The following is an 18,504-nucleotide window of genomic DNA, read 5'->3' on the forward strand; positions in this document are numbered from 1 at the left end:
CCGGGAGTTTTTGGTACTGTCGTTTCGTTCACCTACAACAATAAATAAACGGACTTGCTCATGATCAAACAGACGTTGTTTGTACCGCTGGCTGGCTGCCTGCTCGCACTGGCTTGTGCTCAGGCCAATGCTGCACCCAATCCCTATTCGAATTTCATAGTTTTCGGCGACAGTCTGAATGACGCCGGAACCTTCGCCGACACTGGCGGACCGGCCGGCTCCACCGAGCGTTACACCAACCGGACCGGGCCGGTTTATCAGGATGGCAGCGGTGAACTGTATTCATTGAATTCCACGCAGTTGCTCGGCGGACGCCTTGGCTTTTCGCCAGACCAGACAGCCTCTTCCAGCTCGGCAGTGCGAGCCGAAAACGGCCAGGCCGACGGCAACAACTGGGCCGTGGGCGGTTATCGTACCGACCAGATTCTTGACTCGATCACGACGCAATCCGCCACCGGCGAGCGCACCCGTGCCGGTTACCTGCCATCGAACGGCTTTCGCGCTGACCCGAATGCGCTGTATTACATCTCTGGCGGCGGTAACGACTTCCTGCAAGGGCGCATTCTCAGCCTGCCACAAGCCAACGCCGCCGCCGATCGACTGGCCGACAGCGTGCAAACCCTGCAAACCGCCGGCGCCAAATACGTGATGGTCTGGCTGTTGCCTGATGTCGGCCTGACGCCAGCCATCAACGGTACGCCCCTGCAAGCCTTCAGCAGCCAGCTCGCCACGCAGTTCAACAGCCAGTTGGTCACACGCCTGCAAGGCATCAACGCCGAAGTCATTCCGCTGAACATTCCGGTGCTGCTCTCGGAAGTGTTTGCCGATCCTGGGCGCTTTGGCCTCGCCACCGATCAGAACCTGACCGCGACCTGCTTCAGTGGCAGCGGTTGCACCGAGAACGCTCGTTACGGGATCAACAGTGCGACACCCGACCCGACCAAGCTGATCTACAACGACGGTGTACACCCGACCGAAGCCGGACAAAAGCTGATCTCCGACTACGCCTACTCCCTCCTCGCCGCACCTTGGGAACTGACACTATTGCCGGAAATGGCCCACGCCACCGTGCGCGCGCACCAAGACGAACTGCGCAACCAATGGCAGGCGGACTGGGAGAACTGGCAAGCGGTCGGCCAATGGCGCGCGATTGTTTCCGCCGGCGGCCAGCATCTGGATGTCGACAGCCAAAGCAGCGGCGCTAGCGCCGACGGCAGCGGTTACAACCTCAACGTCGGCGGCAGCTATCGCTTGAATGACGCCTGGCGCGTCGGCGTGGCCGGCGGTTTCTACCGGCAGAATCTGGAAGCCGGACATAACGACTCGGACTACAAACTCAACAGCTACATGGCCACGGCATTCGCCCAGTTCCAGCAAAACCGCTGGTGGGCTGACGCAGCGTTGACCGGTGGCAAACTCGACTACGATAACCTCAAGCGCAAATTCGATCTCGGCGTCAGCGAAGGCGCGGAGAAAGGCGACACTGACGGCAGCCTCTGGGCCTTCAGCGCGCGTGTCGGTTATGACATTGCCCAGCCGGGCAGCGAGTGGCACCTGTCGCCGTTCGTCAGCGCCGACTACGCCAGCGTTGATGTCGATGGCTACTCCGAGAAGAGCAACCGCGCCACGGCACTGACATTCGATGATCAGACCCGCGATTCGAAACGCCTGGGGCTGGGCTTGCAGGGCAAGTACAACATCACCCCGCAAACCCAGGTGTTCGGCGAATACGCTCATGAGCGTGAGTACGAAGATGACGTGCAGAAGGTCAACATCGCGCTCAATACCTTGCCGGCCAACGACTTCAAACTCGAAGGCTATACGCCGCAGAGCCATTTGAACCGCTTGAGCCTGGGTGTGAGCCACAAGCTGACGGCTGATCTGGCGCTGCGCGGCGGGTATTCGTTGCGCAAGGATGATGATTTTACCCAGCAAGGTGTGAATGTCGGGGTAGTGCTGGACTTCTAAACCCGCAGGCACAAAAAAAGCGGCGCCCTCACAGGCGCCGCTTTTTTATTGCCGAACACAAAGCCCACTGTGGGAGCGAGCCTGCTCGCGAAGAGCGTGTGTCAGCCACCATTAATGTTGGCTGACACAACGCCTTCGCGAGCAGGCTCGCTCCCACAGGTTTTTGCGCAAGCTGCTCAAGCTTCCGGGGTTTGCTCGGCGAGGGCCACGGCACGGAACATCGCGCGGCGTTTGTTCAGGGTTTCTTCCCATTCCAGCGCCGGCACCGAGTCGGCGACGATACCGCCACCGGCCTGCACGTGCAGTTCGCCGTTCTTGATCACCGCCGTACGAATCGCAATCGCGGTGTCCATGTTGCCGTTCCAGGCGAAGTAACCGACCGCCCCGCCGTAGACGCCACGCTTGACCGGCTCCAGTTCGTCGATGATTTCCATCGCGCGAATCTTCGGTGCGCCCGACAAGGTGCCCGCCGGCAGAATCGCCCGCAGCGCGTCCATTGCCGTCAGCCCGGCTTTCAACTGGCCGGTAACGTTGGACACGATGTGCATCACATTGGAATAACGCTCGATGACCATCTTCTCGGTGAGTTTCACCGAACCGATTTCCGAAACGCGACCCGTGTCGTTACGCCCCAGATCGATCAGCATCAAATGCTCGGCGATCTCTTTGTCATCCGACAACAGATCTTCTTCCAGCGCCACGTCCGCCTCTTCGGTCGCGCCACGAGGGCGCGTGCCGGCGATCGGACGCACGGTGATCAGGTTGTCTTCAACCCGCACCAGCACTTCCGGCGAACTGCCAACAACATGGAAGTCGCCGAAGTTGAAGAAGTACATGTAAGGCGTCGGGTTGAAGCAACGCAGCGCGCGGTACAGATCGATCGGCGCAGCCTTGAAGTCGATCGACATGCGCTGCGACGGCACGACCTGCATGCAGTCACCGGCAAGGATGTATTCCTTGATGGTGTCGACGGCTTTTTCGTAATCGTCCTGAGTGAAACTGGAGCGGAACACTGGATCAGCGGATTGCTGCTTGCTGAAATCCAAGCCTCGGCGCGGAGTAATCGGCTGGCGCAGTTTCTCGAGCAACGCCTGCAATTGCGCCTGACCTTGTTCGAAGGCATCCGCCTGCGCGGGGTCGGCCAGCACGATCGCGTGCATCTTGCCGGCGAGGTTGTCGAACACCACAACGGCGTCAGAAACCATCAGCAAAATATCCGGCACGCCCAGCGGATCCGGGTTCGGGCACTTGCCCAAGCGCTTCTCGACATAACGCACGCAGTCGTAACCGAAGTAACCGACCAGGCCGCCGTTGAAACGCGGCAGACCGGCGATGGTCGGCACGTTGTAGCGCGCCTTGAAGGTTTCGACGAAGGCCAGCGGGTCTTCAACATCGTGGCTTTCGGTTTCAACGCCATCAACGGTGATGCTGACGTGATGGTCGTGAACCCGCAGCACGGTGCGGCATGGCAGGCCGATGATCGAGTAACGGCCCCATTTCTCGCCACCCTGCACCGATTCGAGCAGGTAGGAGTTAGGCTGGTCGGCCAGTTTCAGGTAGATCGACAGCGGCGTGTCGAAGTCGGCCAGGGTTTCGCAGGCCAACGGAATGCGGTTGTAGCCGTCAGCGGCCAAGCGCAGGAATTCTTCGCGGATCATAAGGTGCCTCGTGGTGTGAGGGGCAAATCAGTCAGGTATGCAAACGCGCCGGCAGGCCGGCCAGGAACAAGTCAGGCGCGCCAACGCCAGCGGGCCAAGGCCTTGATGACTTTCATCCAGAGTTTGCGAGTGACCACCACGATGGCGTTTCCAGAATGGGATTGAGCAGCGTCGGGCAACGTTATCTCAGCGGCCGAACCGAGGCAACCGGGAATTAGCTTGCGCAGATCGTCGATCACCAGCGCCGGCGATTCTTCGGCAATCGGTCGGCCATGGTTGTAGCCGTAACTCAACGCCACGCATTTGACCCCCGCCGCTTTCGCCGCCAGCACATCGCTGCGCGAGTCGCCGACGAACAACGATTGCGAGGCCGGGATGTTGGCCATTTTCATCACGAAGAACAGCGCCGCCGGATCCGGTTTCTTCTGCGGCAAGGTATCGCCACCGATGATCCATTTGAAATAGCGGCCGATTTTCATCTGATCCAGCAGCGGTGCGACGAAACGCTCCGGTTTGTTGGTAATCAGCGCCATGGCCACGCCTTGCTTGTGCAGCCACTTGAGGGTGTCGCGCACGCCGGGATAGACCACGGTCAGCTCATGGCTGGCACCGTAGGCTTGCATGAACACTTCCAGCGCGTGCTCGGCTTCGACGTCATCCACCGCCGAATGATCGATACCACCGGCCAACGCACGGCGCACCAATACTGGCGCGCCGTTGCCAACCCATTCGCGCACCGAATCGATGCCCGCCGGTTGACGGCCGAGGGAGAGCAGCATGGTGTCCACCGCCGCTGCCAGGTCTGGAACCGAGTCGATCAGCGTGCCATCCAGATCGAACATCACCAGCCGTGGCAGTTTTCCCGGGAACAGCTGCTCAAAACCGCTCATGGGCGCGCCAGCGCCAGTTCGGAGCGCATCTTGTCGATGACTTCCTGATAGTTCGGCGCGTTGAAGATCGCCGAGCCAGCGACAAAGGTGTCAGCACCAGCAGCGGCGATTTCGCGGATGTTGTTGACGTTGACGCCGCCGTCGATTTCCAGACGGATGTCACGGCCCGAGGCATCGATGATCGCCCGTGCTTCGCGCAGTTTGTCGAGGGTGCCGGGAATGAATTTCTGCCCGCCGAAGCCCGGGTTGACGCTCATCAGCAAGACCATGTCGACCTTGTCGATCACGTACTTGAGCACGTCCAGCGGCGTCGCCGGGTTGAACACCAGACCGGATTTGCAGCCGCCTTCACGGATCAGTTGCAGCGAACGATCAACGTGCAGCGTGGCTTCCGGGTGGAAGGTGATGTAAGTCGCGCCGGCTTCGATGAAGTCGCCAACGATACGATCCACCGGGCTGACCATCAGGTGCGCATCGATCGGCGCGGTGACGCCATACTTGCGCAATGCCGCGCAGACCATCGGACCGATGGTCAGGTTTGGCACGTAGTGGTTGTCCATGACGTCGAAGTGGACGAAGTCAGCGCCAGCGGCGAGAACGTTGTCTACTTCCTCGCCGAGGCGGGCGAAGTCGGCGGAGAGAATCGACGGAGCAATTACGAAGGGCTGCATGACGCACCTTTTCTGAGCTAAATCACGATGGCGCGCATTGTATACCTCAAGTTTCCAAGCGCGCACCGTGACCGCGATGATTGGGTTGTGCCATGACGAATGACCGGCGCTGACTCAATACGCCGCGCGGTAGATCTTCTCGATGTCCACAGCGCTGAGTTTGCGCGGGTTGTTGCGCATCAGCCGTTCAATGCCTGCGGCCTCCACGGCCATCGCCGGGATCGCCTCTTCCGGCACGCCGAAACTGCGCAGCCCGGCAGGAATTTCCACGGCCGCGCACAAATCGGTCATCGCCTGAACGGCCTTGTCCGCCGCCTCGGCGACACTCAGATGAGTGGTCTTCACCCCCATGGCTTCGGCGATATCCTGCATGCGCTCGACGCAGGCCATCTTGTTCCAGGTCATGACATACGGCAGCAGCAAGGCATTGCTGACGCCATGGGCAATGTTGAAACGCCCGCCCAGCGGATACGCCAGCGCATGCACCGCGCCGACTCCGGCATTGCCGAACGCCATGCCGGCCATCAGGCTGGCGGTGGCCATGTCTTCGCGGGCTTGCAGGTTGGCGCCGTTGGCGTAGGCCTTGGGCAGCGCTTTGGCGATCAGTTTGATAGCGCCGATGGCCAGCGAGTCGGTGATCGGCGAGGCGTTGACCGACAGATAGGATTCGATGGCGTGTACCAAGGCGTCGACGCCACTGGCGGCGGTGACACTGCGTGGGCAGGTCAGGGTCATCTGCGGGCTGACCAGCGCGACGTCCGGTAATAGAAAGTCGCTGACGATGCCTTTCTTCAACTGCGCGACTTTGTCCGAGAGGATCGCCACGTTGGTGACTTCGGAGCCGGTGCCGGCGGTGGTCGGGATGGCGATCAGCGGCGGGCCTTTGCGCGGCACCTGGTCGACGCCGAACAGATCCTCCAGCGCGCCGTGATATCCCGCGTAGGCAGCGACACTTTTGGCGATGTCGATGGCGCTGCCGCCACCTAGGCCGATCAAGCCGTCATGCCCGCCTTCGCGGTAAACACGCATGCAGTCTTCAACGATGGCGATCTCCGGGTCGGGCAGCACGCGGTCGAAAATCTCGTAATCGCGCCCGCCGAGTTGCACAAGCGCCAGCTCCACCGTGCCGGATTTGACCAGCGCGGCGTCGGTGACGATCAACGGGTTGTCGATGTCGAGGCGTGTGAGTTCGGCGGCCAGTTGTTCGATGGCGGCGGCGCCGGTGATCAGTTTGTGAGCGATTTTGAACTGGGACAGATTCATCGTGCGCAGCCTCTTATAGATGTGGGAGCTGGGCACAAGATTAGCTGGGGATTTGGGGTTGTCTGCTATTCAGGTGGTGAATGACCTATCGAGGGCAAGAGCAAGAGCCCCTCACCCTAACCCTCTCCCAGAGGGAGAGGGGACTGACCGAGTTGTACTCTCGAAGTACACCGACCTGAATTACCGAGTCGAACTCAGGCTTTGAAAAACAACGATCTGCTCCCTTCCCCCAAAAGGTAAAAGACTGACCGAGGTGGATGGAGGAGATTCACCGACCTGAATTACCGAGTCGAACTCAGGCCTCGAAAGCCATGAAGATCTGCTCCCTTTCCCCCTCGCCCCCCCTGGGGGAGAGGGCTGGGGTGAGGGGGTAAGCTTTTGATCTGGCCCTTAAACCTGAGCAGTGCGCAGTTTCTCGCTGCGCCCACGCAACCATTCCAGGGTCAGCAGCAGAATCACCGAGAAAGCGATCAGCAAGGTCGCGGCCGCGGCGATGGTCGGGCTGAGGTTCTCCCGAATCCCGCTAAACATCTGCCGAGGCAACGTCGCCTGCTCAGGCCCGGCAAGAAACAACGTCACCACCACCTCATCAAACGAAGTCGCAAACGCAAACAGCGCCCCGGAAATCACCCCCGGCGCAATCAGCGGCAAGGTTACCCGACGAAACGCGGTCAATGGCGATGCACCCAAACTCGCGGCAGCCCGCACCAGATTATGGTTAAACCCCTGCAACGTCGCCGACACCGTGATGATCACAAACGGCACACCCAGCACCGCGTGCACGACGATCAGCGAGAAGAAGCTGTTGCCCAATCCAAGCGGCGCGAAGAACAGATAACTCGCCACACCGATGATCACCACCGGCACCACCATCGGCGAAATCACCAGTGCCATTACCAGCGCTTTACCGGGGAAGTCACCGCGAGTCAGGCCAATCGCCGCCAGCGTACCGAAGATCATCGCCAGCACCGTCGCCGCCGGGGCAACGATGATGCTGTTCTTCAGCGCACGCATCCATTCCGCCGAAGCGAAGAAGTCGTGATACCACTGCAGCGAGAAGCCTTGCAGCGGATAGACCAGAAAACTCCCCGAGTTGAACGACAGCGGAATGATCACCAGCACCGGCAGAATCAGGAACAACAGAATCAAGCCGCAGAGAATCCGCAGGCTGTAGAACCACACCCGTTCGATGGGCGACATGTAAGGACTCAGCATCTCGAATTCCCCTTAGCTCAGGCGCAGGCGACTGGCGCCGACCAGCCAGCTGTAAATCAGATAAAGCACTACGGTCGCCAGCAGCAACAGCCCGCCCAGTGCGGTGGCCATGCCCCAGTTGATGCTGGTGTTGGTGTAGAAGGCGACGAAGTAGCTGACCATTTGATCGTTCGGGCTGCCGAGCAGCGCCGGGGTGATGTAGTAGCCGATGGCGAGGATGAACACCAACAGACAACCAGCGCCGACACCGGCATAGGTCTGCGGGAAGTACACCCGCCAGAAACTGGCGAACGGGTGGCAGCCGAGGGAAATGGCGGCACGCATGTAGGTCGGCGAGATGCCTTTCATCACGCTGTAGATCGGCAGAATCATGAACGGCAGCAGAATGTGCACCATCGAGATGTAGACGCCAGTGCGGTTGAACACCAGTTCCAGCGGCTTATCGATGATGCCCATGGCCATCAAGCCACTGTTGATCAGACCGCCCGATTGCAGGAGCACGATCCACGCGGCAACACGCACCAGAATCGAGGTCCAGAACGGCAGCAGCACCAGAATCATCAGCAGGTTGCTTTGTCGCGATGGCAGGTTCGCCAACAGGTAGGCCAGTGGATACGCGAGCACCAGACAGATCACGGTGATGACCAGGCCCATCCAGAACGTGCGGGCGAAGATGTCGAGATAGATCGCCTGATCCGGCGTGGCCGGGGCAACTTCGCCGAGGTCGTCGATACGGTGATCGACCGCTGCCAGCAAGTAGTACGGGGTGATGCTGCTGGTGTTGCGTTTGACCGCTTGCCAGTAGGCCGGGTCGCCCCAACGTTCGTCGAGTGCTTCCAGCGCTTCTTTATAAGAGGCCGGTTCGCTGGCGAAGGGCAGCGCCCGGGCGGTTTTGGTCAGCAGGCTGCGATAGCCGGCCAACTCCATGTTCAAGCGCTTGGACAGATCGCCCAGCGTCTGGTTTTTGCGCGCTTCGGCGAGGTCTTCGCCGGCGGCTTTGTAGACCGGTTCAGCGGGCAGGCCGCGGCCGTCCCAACTGGCGATGGCCGCCACGGTGCGCGGCATGCCGCCGACCACTTCGGGGTTGCCGACGCTTTTGTAGAGCAGCGCCACGATCGGCACCAGAAACACCAACAGCAGAAACAGCACCAGCGGCGCAATCAGCGCTTGAGCCTTCCAGCGGTTGACCCGCTCGGCGCGCTTGAGCTTCTGCTTCAAGGTGGGGCTGTTGCCCTCGTTCAGGGGAACGGCGATGGCCATGACGTACTCCGCAAATCTTTGATCGTTACAGAGGTGGCGAACCACCTCTGTTGTGTTGAAACACTGCTACCTGTGGGAGCGAGCCTGCTCGCGAAGAGGCCAGCACATTCAACATCCATGCTGGCTGATCTACCGCTTTCGCGAGCAGGCTCGCTCCTACAGGGGTGGGCAAGTCCACCATCACCAGGTTCGGCTTATTTCGCCGCCCAGGAGTTGAAGCGCTGTTCCAGTTGCTCGCCGTTGTCAGCCCAGAAGCTGACGTCGATCTGCACCTGGTTGGCGATGTTTTCCGGGGTGGTCGGCATGTCTTTCAGGACATCCTTGGCCAGCAGCGGCACGGCTTGGGTATTGGCCGGGCCGTAAGCGATGTTTTCCGAGTAGGTCTTCTGTTGCTGCGGCTGTACCGAGAAGGCGATGAATTTCTTCGCCGCTTCGGCACGCTTGGCGTCCAGACCTTTCGGGATAGCCCATGCGTCGAAGTCGTAGATACCGCCGTTCCACACCACTTTCAGGTTGGATTCTTTTTGCACGGCAGCGATGCGACCGTTGTAGGCCGAGCTCATCACTACGTCGCCGGAAGCGAGGTATTGCGGCGGTTGCGCACCGGCTTCCCACCATTGGATGCTCGGCTTCAGCTCATCAAGTTTCTTGAACGCGCGATCCTGGCCACCCTTGCTCGCCAGTTCCTTGTAGACGTCTTTCGGCGCCACACCATCGGCCATCAGCGCGAATTCGAGGGTGTACTTGGCGCCTTTGCGCAGGCCACGCTTGCCCGGGAATTTCTTGGTGTCCCAGAAATCCGCCCAACTGGTCGGCGCGGTTTTCAGCTTGTCGGCGTTGTAAGCCAGTACGGTCGACCAAACGAAGAAGCCCACGCCGCATGGCTGAATCGCGCCTTTGACGTAGTCTTCAGTCTTGCCGAACAGCGCCGGGTCGAGTTGTTCGAACATGTCTTCGTCGCAGCCACGGGACAGCTCTGGCGACTCAACTTCGACCAAGTCCCACGACACGCTCTTGGTGTCGACCATGGCTTTGACCTTGGCCATTTCACCGTTGTATTCGCCGGCGACGATCTTGCCGTTGCCCGCCGCTTCCCACGGTGCATAGAAGGCTTTGACTTGCGCCGCCTTGTTCGCCCCGCCAAACGACACCACGGTCAAATCCGGGCCGGCGGCCATCGCGCTGGCCGCACCCATCAGGCCCAGGGTCAGGGCGGTGAACTTCAGGGATCTCAACATTTATTGTTCTCTCCACGTGCAGGGTTGGTGTTGGTATTGCCGGGGCGATTAATGCGCCTCTAGAAGTGGATCGAGTGCGCGTACGTGCTCGACCTGCCAGCCAAGCGGAACCACGTCACCGACCGCGAGCGCTGGATCGAGCTCGGCAATCGGTTGTTTCACGAAGAAGTCGGTCTTGCCACAGACTTCCAGGCGCACCCGGACGTGGTCGCCCAGATAGATGAATTCCGCCACCCTCCCTGAGAAGCGGTTAACGCATTGATCGCTCGAACCGTTGAGGCTGACGCGCTCCGGACGGATCGACAGGGTTACCGGTTCGCCGGTCTGGCCGACATTGACCGCCAGCGCCTCGACCTTTTCGCCACGGCCCAACTCGACCACGCAACGCTCACCGCTCTGGCTGAGCAGGCGACCGTTGAGGCGGTTGTTCTCGCCGATAAAGTTGGCGACAAAGGTGTTTTTCGGCTCTTCGTAAAGCGTGCGCGGTGGGGCGATCTGCTGGATTTCGCCTTGATGGAACACCGCGACGCGGTCAGACATGGTCAGCGCTTCACCCTGATCGTGGGTCACGTAAACCACGGTCACGCCGAGGCGCTGGTGCAGGTGTTTGATTTCCATCTGCATGTGTTCACGCAGTTGTTTGTCGAGGGCGCCGAGGGGTTCGTCCATCAGCACCAGTTGCGGTTCGAACACCAGCGCGCGGGCCAGCGCCACACGCTGCTGCTGACCACCGGACAGCTGCGCCGGGTAGCGCGAGGCGAACGCGTCGAGCTGGACCATGCTGAGGACTTTCTTCACGCGGTCGCTGACGTCACTTTTGTTCAGGCCACGCACGGTCAGCGGGAACGCGAGGTTTTCCGCCACGGTCATGTGCGGGAACAGCGCGTAGTTCTGGAACACCATGCCGATGTCACGCTTGTGCGGCGGCACGTTATTGATAGAGCGCCCGGCCAGCAGAATCTCACCGGCGGTCGGCGTTTCGAAACCGGCGAGCATCATCAGGCTGGTGGTCTTGCCGGAACCGGACGGCCCGAGCAGGGTGAGGAATTCGCCTTTGCGAATGTCCAGGTTGAGGTCTTTGACGATCAGGTTCTCGCCGTCGTAGCTCTTCTGCACTCCACGAAAGCTGACCAGCACATCACTGGCCCCTGCGTTTGTATCGACCTGGCTCATACCCACACCTTTGTTGTTGATGACTGCTTGTGGGTTAAGCCTAGTGGTTGCTGACGGCCACGCAAATCGGGGCGCAGGAGAGAATCGCCTCAGCCGGATGGAAGGTTGGGGGTAGGGATTGCCCTACAAGGATGGCGCTAATGGATAAGGCAGTGGCGAGGGTTGAGCGGCAAGCTGCGAGAACAAGCAAAAGCGCGTGTCGCTAACAGATATGCCCACAATCCAGGGTTAAACAACGAAACCTGTGGGAGCTGGCTTGCCAGCGATAGCGGTGGGTCAGCCGACATTGATGTGATTGACATGCCCTCATCGCTGGCAAGCCAGCTCCCACAGAGTTTTGTGGTGCATTTAGAGGAGTTTGTGTTCCATCGCGTATTTGACCAGTTCGGCCAGCGAGGTGATGTTGAGCTTTTGCATCAGCCGCGCCTTGTGGGTGCTGATGGTCTTGCTGCTCAGCGCCAGTTGCTGGGCGATGTCGTTGACGTTGGCGCCCTGGGCCAGGCGTTCGAACACCGAGAACTCGCGTTCGGACAGCAACGAATGCAGCGGCCGCGCATCGGTCAGGCCGACTTCAAACACCATGCGATCCGCCAGATCCGGATCGATGTAACGCCCCCCCGCCGCGACTTTGCGAATAGCGGTGAGCAACAGCGCCGGATCACTGTCCTTGGTCGCATACCCGGCTGCGCCGACCTTCAGCGCCCGCGCGGCCATCTGCGCTTCGTCGTGCATCGACAGCACCAGAATCGCTGGCGGATTGTTCAACGCACGGATGCGCGGGATTGCTTCGAGGCCATTGACGCCGGGCATGGAGATGTCGAGCAAGACCACTTCGCACGGCACGCTACGCAAGGTTTCGAGCAATTGCTCGCCATTGCTCGCCTCGCCCACCACTTGCAGATCCTTGGCCAGGCCGATCAATTGCTTGATGCCTTCGCGGACGATGGTGTGGTCTTCGGCTACCAGTACACGGATCAAATCTTTTCTCCAGATTTCAGGTACACACCATTCCCTGTAGGAGTGAGCCTGCTCGCGATAGCGTCAGCCCAAACACTACAGACTTTCAGACCTCACTCACCGGCACCCGCACCACCAGACTGGTGCCCTCCCCCGGTTCACTCTCCAGCGTCAACCGTCCACCCATGATCAGCACCCGCTCACGCATGCCGACCAAACCAAACGAAGTCGGCCGACCGGCAGCGGGGACGAATCCTACGCCATCATCACTGACCGTCAGACACAATTCGTCGCCTTCCAGCGCCAGCGTCAGTTCCACAGTATGCGCCTGAGCATGGCGCATCACATTGGTCAGCGCCTCCTGCAAAATCCGAAACAGCCCGATGGCCTTGGCATCACTCAGCGCCGGCAGATTATCCGGCACCTGCACCAGACACGGAATCTGTGTGCGCGCCTCGAAACGCCTCGCCTGCCATTCGATCGCCGACGCAATCCCGGCATCGAGAATCGGCGGTCGCAATGCCGTCGCCACATCGCGCACCAACTGAAACAACTGGGCGATCAAGCGCTTCATGCTGTTGAGGCGTTCGTTCAGCCCCGGATCGAGCTGCGCGTAGGCCAATTCGCACATCGAAGTTTCCAGTTTCAGCACCGTCAACATTTGCCCCAGCTCATCGTGAACCTCGCGAGCAATTCGCGCCTTCTCTTCTTCGCGCACACTTTCAAGGTGTGCCGACAGTTCGCGCAGTTGCTCGCGCGATGCCGCCAGCTCCAGCTCGATACGCTTGCTTTCGGTGATGTCCCAGACGATGCCGTCCCACACGTAGGCGCCATCCTCCAGTTGCCGGGTGATCGCCTTGATCTCGGCCCAACGCTGCTCGCCCTGACGCGTGAGGATTCGGCCCTGCCATGACCAATCGCTGTCGGTGTCCAGCGCCTGATCCTGAGTGCGGTGATAACTGGCCTTGTCGTCGGGATGCACCAGGCTGCGCAGGCCCATGTCGCGATGGGCCAGGGTGGCCGGGGCGTAACCGACCAGACTTTCGCTGCCCTCACTGATATAGGCAAAGTCGATCTGCCCGGTCACCGGCGCCCGCTCCAGACGGAACACCAACCCCGGCACATTCGCCGCAATGCCTTGCAGACGCGCCTCGCTTTCCTGCAACGCCGCCAGGGCGCGACGGCGCTCGGTGACGTCGGTGAGGTAAACCACCAGATACTCACTGTCACGAAAACGCAAGAAACTCAGCGAGACATCCGCCGGCAAAACACTGCCATCGGCACGCACGCAACTGGTCTCGAAACTCAACGGCCCCTCTTCGCTGGCCCGTGCGCGCTTCCATAGATTGAGCCAGCGATCCATGTGCAGACCCGGCTCGAAGTCGATCAATGGCCGTTCGATCAGTCCGCCCGAGGGATACCCGAGCATGATTTCCGCCGCACGATTGGCGTAGCGCACATGGCTGTCCCAGTTGACCCAGAGAATGCCGACGGTGCTTTGATCGATGGAGAACTGCGTCAACCGCAGCGCTTCTTCGCTGGCCGCGCGCAAGGCGATGTCTTCCCGGGCGGCCAGCAGTCGCTGTTCGAGACTGTGCTGTTGGCGGCGCTGCCAGAACACGATCGCGACACAACTCAACAGCATTACCGCGAACAACAGGCTGAGGTTCTGCCAGAACCCCGGCGACTCCGACAGCCGCGGATATTTCGGTTGCAGCCATTGGCTGTGCAACTGCTCCAGATCCTTGGCCGGAATCGCGCGCAAGGCACTTTGGACGATGCCCGCCAACTCTGGCCAATCGCGGCGCGAGCCGACGCGCAGCAGTTGCGGCAGGCCGATATCACCAACGACTACCAGTCCGGCGAACTCCGGCTCTACCGACAACCGTCCGAGTTGTGCCTCGTCGACCACGGCGTAGGCAGCCTGCTGACTCAACAGCAACTGCAAGGCTTGACGCTCCAGCGGCACACCTTGCAGGTTCAGATGCGGATAGTTGCCGCGCAGATAGTCGGCGGTGCTGCTGGGCATGCGCACGGCGACGCGGACCTGGCTGTCGAGTTTCTCCAGATCGATCACCGCACTGGCCTTCTGGTCACTGACCACCAGTTGCGGCACGCGCATGTAAGGGTCGGAAAACTGCCACAGACGCAACGCATTCGGGGTCTGGCTCAGGCCCGGAGCGATATCGACCTCGCCCTCGCGCACGGCGGTTTCCAGTTGCCCGAGGTCCTGAAAGTTGCGCCAGCTCAGCTCGACATTGAGCGTCTTGGCCAACAACTTCATCAGCTCGACGTTGGCCCCCGACAGCCGCTGCAAGCGCCGGTCGTATTGCGCATACGGGGCTTGCAACACCAGACCGACGCGCAATTCATTGTGTTGCGCCAGCCATTGCTGCTGGCTCGCCGACAACTGTGCGAGATGTGACGGCGGCGCAGGCGCCGCCCACCCCATCAAGGGAAAGCACAAACAGCCGATAACCCACAGGCAGCAAAATCGCTTCATTGAAGTCTCATACACTGACAAATTCTGACCAACCCATTAGGCTGCCGGGATACTTTCTGGCCTGGAATAACCGATGCCCTCTGTTTACCGCCTGGCAATGCCAGCATTGTGCCTGTCGCTGATCCTGCCTTGTGCGTTTTCCGTCGAAGCCGCCGACCCCGCCCCTGCGGCGGAAAAACCGGCAGAAGAAAAACCGGCCGAACGCCAGCCACTGCTTGAGCGTAGTCAGGAAGAGGCCGCCGCACTGGAACGTAAAGTCCCGGCACAAGAACAGCAACAGTTGCAGGCCGGCAGCGACACCTTCCTCGCCCTGTGGAAACCGGCCAACACCGCCGAACCCAAAGGCGCGGTGATCATCATCCCCGGCGCCGGCGAAACCGCTGACTGGCCGCAGGCAATCGGCCCATTGCGACAAAAATTGCCTAACGCCGACTGGAGCAGCCTCAGCATCACGCTGCCAGATCTGCAAAGCGATACGATTGCCCCGCGTGTAATTGAGCCAGCCGCAGCGCCGAAAGCACCGGAAAGCGGCAGCAAGGATGCCACCACTGCACAACCGATCGAACAGGCGGCGGGCGGTGAAGCCGAAGTGGCCGATCAGGTCGTTGCCGAGACCACCGAAGAACAAGCCAAGGCCGATGCCGAGCGTATCTTCGCGCGGATCGACGCGGCGATTGGCTACGCCGAACAGCAAAGTGCGCGCAGCATTGTCGTACTCGGCCACGGCACCGGTGCCTATTGGGCCGCGCGGTATTTGACTGAAAAACAAACCGCGCAGGTCGAAAAATTCGTCATGGTCGATGCGCAGGCACCGGCCAAGGCCAAACCGGCACTGGCCGAACTGACGCCAACGCTGAAATTGCCGACCGTGGATATTTTCTATATGGACAAGCCGCTGGATCGCAACGCTGCGCTGGAGCGCATGCAGGCGAACAAGCGCTTGAAGACCTCGGCGTTCAGCCAAGTCGCGCTCAAGGCCCTGCCGGATAACAAAGCCGAACAGGAACAGTTGTTCCGCCGGGTGCGTGGCTGGCTGAATCCGCAGAACACGGACTGACCGCAAGACCGAGTCGCCCCCTTCGCGAGCAGGCTCGCTCCCACATTGGATCTGCGTACACAATCCACTGTGGGAGCGAGCCTGCTCGCGAAGAAGCCTTTACAGACGAAGCCTCTCTAACGACTAGCGAAAATCCCGCCGTTCACGAATCAATGTGTAGGCACTGTGCAACTCGCGGGTTTTTTCGGTCGCCTCACGCACCTGCACTGGCGTCGCCCCCGTACCGGCAATCTTGTCCGGATGATGACGACTGAGCAGGCGCCGATAAGCCCGTTTGATCTGCGCCGGCTCGCTGGACGCCGACACCCCGAGCAACCGCATCGCCTCCTGATAGCTCACCGCGGCACTGACAATCGGACGTTTGCCCGGCTCGTATTCACTGGCCAGCGCCTGTACCTGATGCGTTGTCCAGCCCAGCCATTTGCCCCACTGCGCCAGCAATTCACGCTCGCTGACGCCCGCGCGACCATCGGCCCAGACCATCCGCCAGCACGCCCGCAACACACCTTCGGCCGCATGGGGTTGCGCGCTCAGGCGCCGCAGATAGCCGCGCAGATTGTCATTTTCCGACTTGCCGCGGTTGAACGCAGCAATCGCCCGGCGTGTTGCCGGCTCACTCATCTCCAGCGCACGCATCTCGTTACGTGCCTGCTGGATATGCCCGTCGGTGACCCGACCGTCACTCTTGGCCAGACGGCCGAGCAACACAAACAACAGCTCGTCGTTACGCAACATCGGCCGACCGCCGAGTTTTTCCCGCAGATGCCCCCAACTTTGCAAGTGCAGGCGCCGATCCAGCGCCTGCCCCAACAATGCCCCAAGCATGGCCCCCGGAATACTGGCGATCGCAAAACCCGCACCGGCTCCAATCAGAGTCCCTGGCCACAACATGTCAGCGACTCGCTTCAATCAAGGTTTCAGCTTCGGCCAGACGCTCATGCGTGCCGACATCCACCCAGTGACCTTTCAGACGCTCGCCCGTGACTTCGCCAGCCGCCATGGCCTTGCGCAGCAGCGGTGCCAGCTTGAACGCGCCGTCGGCGCAGCCGTCGAACAGTTGCGGATGCAATACGGCGATGCCGCTGTAGGTCAGGGTCGTGGCGTCTTTTTGGCCGTCGATCACCTGACCATCGAGCAACGTGAAATCACCGTCCGGGTGATGCGCCGGGTTGTCCGCCAGCACCAGGTGCGCCAGACCGTTGATCGGCTGGTGCAGGACGCTGAAGTCGTAATCGGTCCAGATATCACCGTTGACCACCAGAAACGCATCATCGCCAAGCAACGGCAGCGCACGGAAAATCCCGCCGCCGGTTTCCAGCGGTTCACCTTCCGGCGAGTACTGAATGCTCACGCCAAACTGCGAACCGTCGCTCAGATAATCTTCGATCTGCTGACCGAGCCAAGCGTGGTTGATGACGATCTCGTTGAATCCTGCTGCCGCCAAAGCGCGCAGGTGATACTCGATCAGTGGCACGCCACCCGCACGTACCAGCGGTTTCGGCGTGGTCAGGGTCAGCGGGCGCATGCGCTCGCCTTTGCCTGCCGCCAGAATCATTGCCTTCATGCTGTTGCTCCACCCCGCAGGCTGGTGAACAACGCTTGCAGCTCCGCCAATTCGGGACGACGCGCAATCACCGCTTCTATATAAGAGAAGAAACGCGGCACGTCGGCCAGGTAACGCGGCTTGCCGTCGCGGTGGCAGATACGCGCGAAGATGCCGATGACTTTCAGGTGACGCTGCACGCCCATCAGGTCACTGGCGCGCAGGAAGTCTTCGAAGTCCGGCTGCACCGGAATGTTCAGCGCCGAGGCTTGCTGCCAGTAACTTTCCAGCCAACCGCGCACGCGCTCTTCAGGCCAACTGAGGAAGGCGTCCTTGAACAGGCAGGTCACGTCGTAGGTGACCGGGCCGTAGACCGCATCCTGGAAATCCAGCACGCCGGGGTTCGGCTCGCTGAGCATCAGATTGCGCGGCATGTAGTCGCGGTGCACCAGTACTTTCGGTTGGGCGAGTGCACTGTCAATCAGCAGATCGCTGATCTGTTGCCATTGTTGTTGCTGAGCCGAATCGAATTCGACGCCGAGTTCACGTTTCACATACCACTCGGGGAACAGTTCCAGCTCACGACGCAGCAAGGCAACGTCGTAGCTCGGCAATGGCGCAACCATCGGCAACTGCTGAAAAGCCAGCAGCGCTTGCAAGGCATCGTTGAACAAAGCGTCGGCATTTTCGCCATCGATCACGTCGAGATAGGTCTTGTTGCCCAGGTCATTGAGCAAAAGAAATCCACGCTCGAGGTCTTCGGCATAAATTTTCGGCACATTTATTCCGGATTTCGCCAGCAAAAAAGCGATATCCACGAACGGTTTGCAGTTTTCCTGGGGCGGCGGTGCGTCCATCACGACGAAGCTGCGACCTTCACCTTCCCAACGGAAGTAACGGCGGAAACTCGCGTCGCTGCTGGCCGCGGTCAACGTGGCCGGGGGCACGGCGCCCCAGCCCTGATCTGCAAACAGGTTTGCCAACTGCTCATCGAGCCAAACTTTCAGGTGTTGCAAGCGTACATCTTGGTCAGGCATTGCAAGGGTCTCCGACGGCGCTAGCCGTCAAGCGGGTCATGCTTTATTATCCAGCATCTTTTTCAGACCAT

At 60.5% G+C, this 18,504-nt stretch carries 15 protein-coding genes; 2 read left to right on the forward strand and 13 right to left on the reverse strand.

Annotated features, from left to right (window positions below):
* The first annotated feature begins 60 nt into the window (after window positions 1-60).
* Entirely contained in the window at window positions 61-1,968 is a 1,908-nt protein-coding gene (estP, locus tag M5G26_RS18330; protein WP_134177994.1) for an esterase EstP, read from the forward strand.
* Between the two features lie 176 nt (window positions 1,969-2,144).
* On the opposite strand, the gene trpE is transcribed toward estP, so the two are convergent.
* The 10 genes from trpE to M5G26_RS18380 form a co-directional block, all read right to left on the reverse strand.
* Window positions 2,145-3,626 carry an anthranilate synthase component I gene (gene trpE / locus M5G26_RS18335; RefSeq protein ID WP_007918809.1) on the reverse strand — a complete coding sequence of 494 codons (1,482 nt, stop codon included), beginning with the start codon at window positions 3,624-3,626 and terminating at the stop codon, window positions 2,145-2,147.
* A gap of 71 nt (window positions 3,627-3,697) precedes the next feature.
* Entirely contained in the window at window positions 3,698-4,516 is an 819-nt protein-coding gene (locus tag M5G26_RS18340) for a phosphoglycolate phosphatase (protein WP_038363360.1), read from the reverse strand.
* Window positions 4,513-5,187: a ribulose-phosphate 3-epimerase gene (gene rpe / locus M5G26_RS18345; RefSeq protein ID WP_007918813.1), complete on the reverse strand. Its 675-nt coding sequence runs from the start codon at window positions 5,185-5,187 to the stop codon at window positions 4,513-4,515. The genes M5G26_RS18340 and rpe overlap by 4 nt, the downstream gene beginning before the upstream one ends.
* A 114-nt stretch (window positions 5,188-5,301) precedes the next feature.
* Complete coding sequence (locus tag M5G26_RS18350; RefSeq protein WP_273916164.1) at window positions 5,302-6,450, reverse strand: iron-containing alcohol dehydrogenase; 1,149 nt, start codon at window positions 6,448-6,450, stop codon at window positions 5,302-5,304.
* A 390-nt stretch (window positions 6,451-6,840) separates the two neighbouring features.
* Entirely contained in the window at window positions 6,841-7,665 is an 825-nt protein-coding gene (locus M5G26_RS18355; RefSeq protein WP_008084123.1) for an ABC transporter permease, read from the reverse strand.
* A 12-nt stretch (window positions 7,666-7,677) separates the two neighbouring features.
* Window positions 7,678-8,925: an ABC transporter permease gene (locus tag M5G26_RS18360; protein ID WP_273916165.1), complete on the reverse strand. Its 1,248-nt coding sequence runs from the start codon at window positions 8,923-8,925 to the stop codon at window positions 7,678-7,680.
* A gap of 194 nt (window positions 8,926-9,119) precedes the next feature.
* Window positions 9,120-10,163 (reverse strand): ABC transporter substrate-binding protein, encoded by a 1,044-nt coding sequence (locus tag M5G26_RS18365; RefSeq protein ID WP_038363355.1) that lies wholly within the window; start codon window positions 10,161-10,163, stop codon window positions 9,120-9,122.
* A 48-nt stretch (window positions 10,164-10,211) separates the two neighbouring features.
* Window positions 10,212-11,336 (reverse strand): ABC transporter ATP-binding protein, encoded by a 1,125-nt coding sequence (locus tag M5G26_RS18370; RefSeq protein WP_134177997.1) that lies wholly within the window; start codon window positions 11,334-11,336, stop codon window positions 10,212-10,214.
* A 348-nt stretch (window positions 11,337-11,684) separates the two neighbouring features.
* Window positions 11,685-12,314 (reverse strand): response regulator, encoded by a 630-nt coding sequence (locus M5G26_RS18375; RefSeq protein ID WP_116028308.1) that lies wholly within the window; start codon window positions 12,312-12,314, stop codon window positions 11,685-11,687.
* 85 nt (window positions 12,315-12,399) lie between these two features.
* Window positions 12,400-14,796 (reverse strand): PAS domain-containing sensor histidine kinase, encoded by a 2,397-nt coding sequence (locus tag M5G26_RS18380; protein ID WP_273916166.1) that lies wholly within the window; start codon window positions 14,794-14,796, stop codon window positions 12,400-12,402.
* Between the two features lie 73 nt (window positions 14,797-14,869).
* On the opposite strand from M5G26_RS18380, the gene M5G26_RS18385 reads away from it, so the two are divergent.
* Window positions 14,870-15,853: an alpha/beta hydrolase family protein gene (locus M5G26_RS18385; RefSeq protein WP_273916167.1), complete on the forward strand. Its 984-nt coding sequence runs from the start codon at window positions 14,870-14,872 to the stop codon at window positions 15,851-15,853.
* Between the two features lie 123 nt (window positions 15,854-15,976).
* Here M5G26_RS18385 and M5G26_RS18390 read toward each other — a convergent pair whose 3' ends face one another.
* From M5G26_RS18390 to M5G26_RS18400, 3 genes are read right to left on the reverse strand one after another with little or no spacing between them, the layout of a single operon-like run.
* Window positions 15,977-16,744: a TerB family tellurite resistance protein gene (locus M5G26_RS18390; protein ID WP_150693823.1), complete on the reverse strand. Its 768-nt coding sequence runs from the start codon at window positions 16,742-16,744 to the stop codon at window positions 15,977-15,979.
* A gap of 1 nt (window position 16,745) precedes the next feature.
* Window positions 16,746-17,417 carry an N-acetylmuramate alpha-1-phosphate uridylyltransferase MurU gene (gene murU / locus M5G26_RS18395; protein ID WP_273916168.1) on the reverse strand — a complete coding sequence of 224 codons (672 nt, stop codon included), beginning with the start codon at window positions 17,415-17,417 and terminating at the stop codon, window positions 16,746-16,748.
* Window positions 17,414-18,433: an aminoglycoside phosphotransferase family protein gene (locus M5G26_RS18400; protein WP_134178002.1), complete on the reverse strand. Its 1,020-nt coding sequence runs from the start codon at window positions 18,431-18,433 to the stop codon at window positions 17,414-17,416. Before M5G26_RS18400 ends, murU begins: the two co-directional genes overlap by 4 nt.
* Window positions 18,434-18,504: the final 71 nt, after the last annotated feature.

The organism is Pseudomonas sp. TNT2022 ID642, assembly GCF_028656995.1.
In the GTDB taxonomy this organism is placed as follows: domain Bacteria; phylum Pseudomonadota; class Gammaproteobacteria; order Pseudomonadales; family Pseudomonadaceae; genus Aquipseudomonas.

What these genes read in the sequence shown, in the direction of transcription:
- estP (WP_134177994.1), top strand. Translation starts at nt 61, where the DNA reads ATGATCAAACAGACGTTGTTTGTACCGCTGGCTGGCTGCCTGCTCGCA.
- trpE (WP_007918809.1), bottom strand. Translation starts at nt 3,626, where the DNA reads ATGATCCGCGAAGAATTCCTGCGCTTGGCCGCTGACGGCTACAACCGC.
- M5G26_RS18340 (WP_038363360.1), bottom strand. Translation starts at nt 4,516, where the DNA reads ATGAGCGGTTTTGAGCAGCTGTTCCCGGGAAAACTGCCACGGCTGGTG.
- rpe (WP_007918813.1), bottom strand. Translation starts at nt 5,187, where the DNA reads ATGCAGCCCTTCGTAATTGCTCCGTCGATTCTCTCCGCCGACTTCGCC.
- M5G26_RS18350 (WP_273916164.1), bottom strand. Translation starts at nt 6,450, where the DNA reads ATGAATCTGTCCCAGTTCAAAATCGCTCACAAACTGATCACCGGCGCC.
- M5G26_RS18355 (WP_008084123.1), bottom strand. Translation starts at nt 7,665, where the DNA reads ATGCTGAGTCCTTACATGTCGCCCATCGAACGGGTGTGGTTCTACAGC.
- M5G26_RS18360 (WP_273916165.1), bottom strand. Translation starts at nt 8,925, where the DNA reads ATGGCCATCGCCGTTCCCCTGAACGAGGGCAACAGCCCCACCTTGAAG.
- M5G26_RS18365 (WP_038363355.1), bottom strand. Translation starts at nt 10,163, where the DNA reads ATGTTGAGATCCCTGAAGTTCACCGCCCTGACCCTGGGCCTGATGGGT.
- M5G26_RS18370 (WP_134177997.1), bottom strand. Translation starts at nt 11,336, where the DNA reads ATGAGCCAGGTCGATACAAACGCAGGGGCCAGTGATGTGCTGGTCAGC.
- M5G26_RS18380 (WP_273916166.1), bottom strand. Translation starts at nt 14,796, where the DNA reads ATGAAGCGATTTTGCTGCCTGTGGGTTATCGGCTGTTTGTGCTTTCCC.
- M5G26_RS18385 (WP_273916167.1), top strand. Translation starts at nt 14,870, where the DNA reads ATGCCCTCTGTTTACCGCCTGGCAATGCCAGCATTGTGCCTGTCGCTG.
- M5G26_RS18390 (WP_150693823.1), bottom strand. Translation starts at nt 16,744, where the DNA reads ATGTTGTGGCCAGGGACTCTGATTGGAGCCGGTGCGGGTTTTGCGATC.
- murU (WP_273916168.1), bottom strand. Translation starts at nt 17,417, where the DNA reads ATGAAGGCAATGATTCTGGCGGCAGGCAAAGGCGAGCGCATGCGCCCG.
- M5G26_RS18400 (WP_134178002.1), bottom strand. Translation starts at nt 18,433, where the DNA reads ATGCCTGACCAAGATGTACGCTTGCAACACCTGAAAGTTTGGCTCGAT.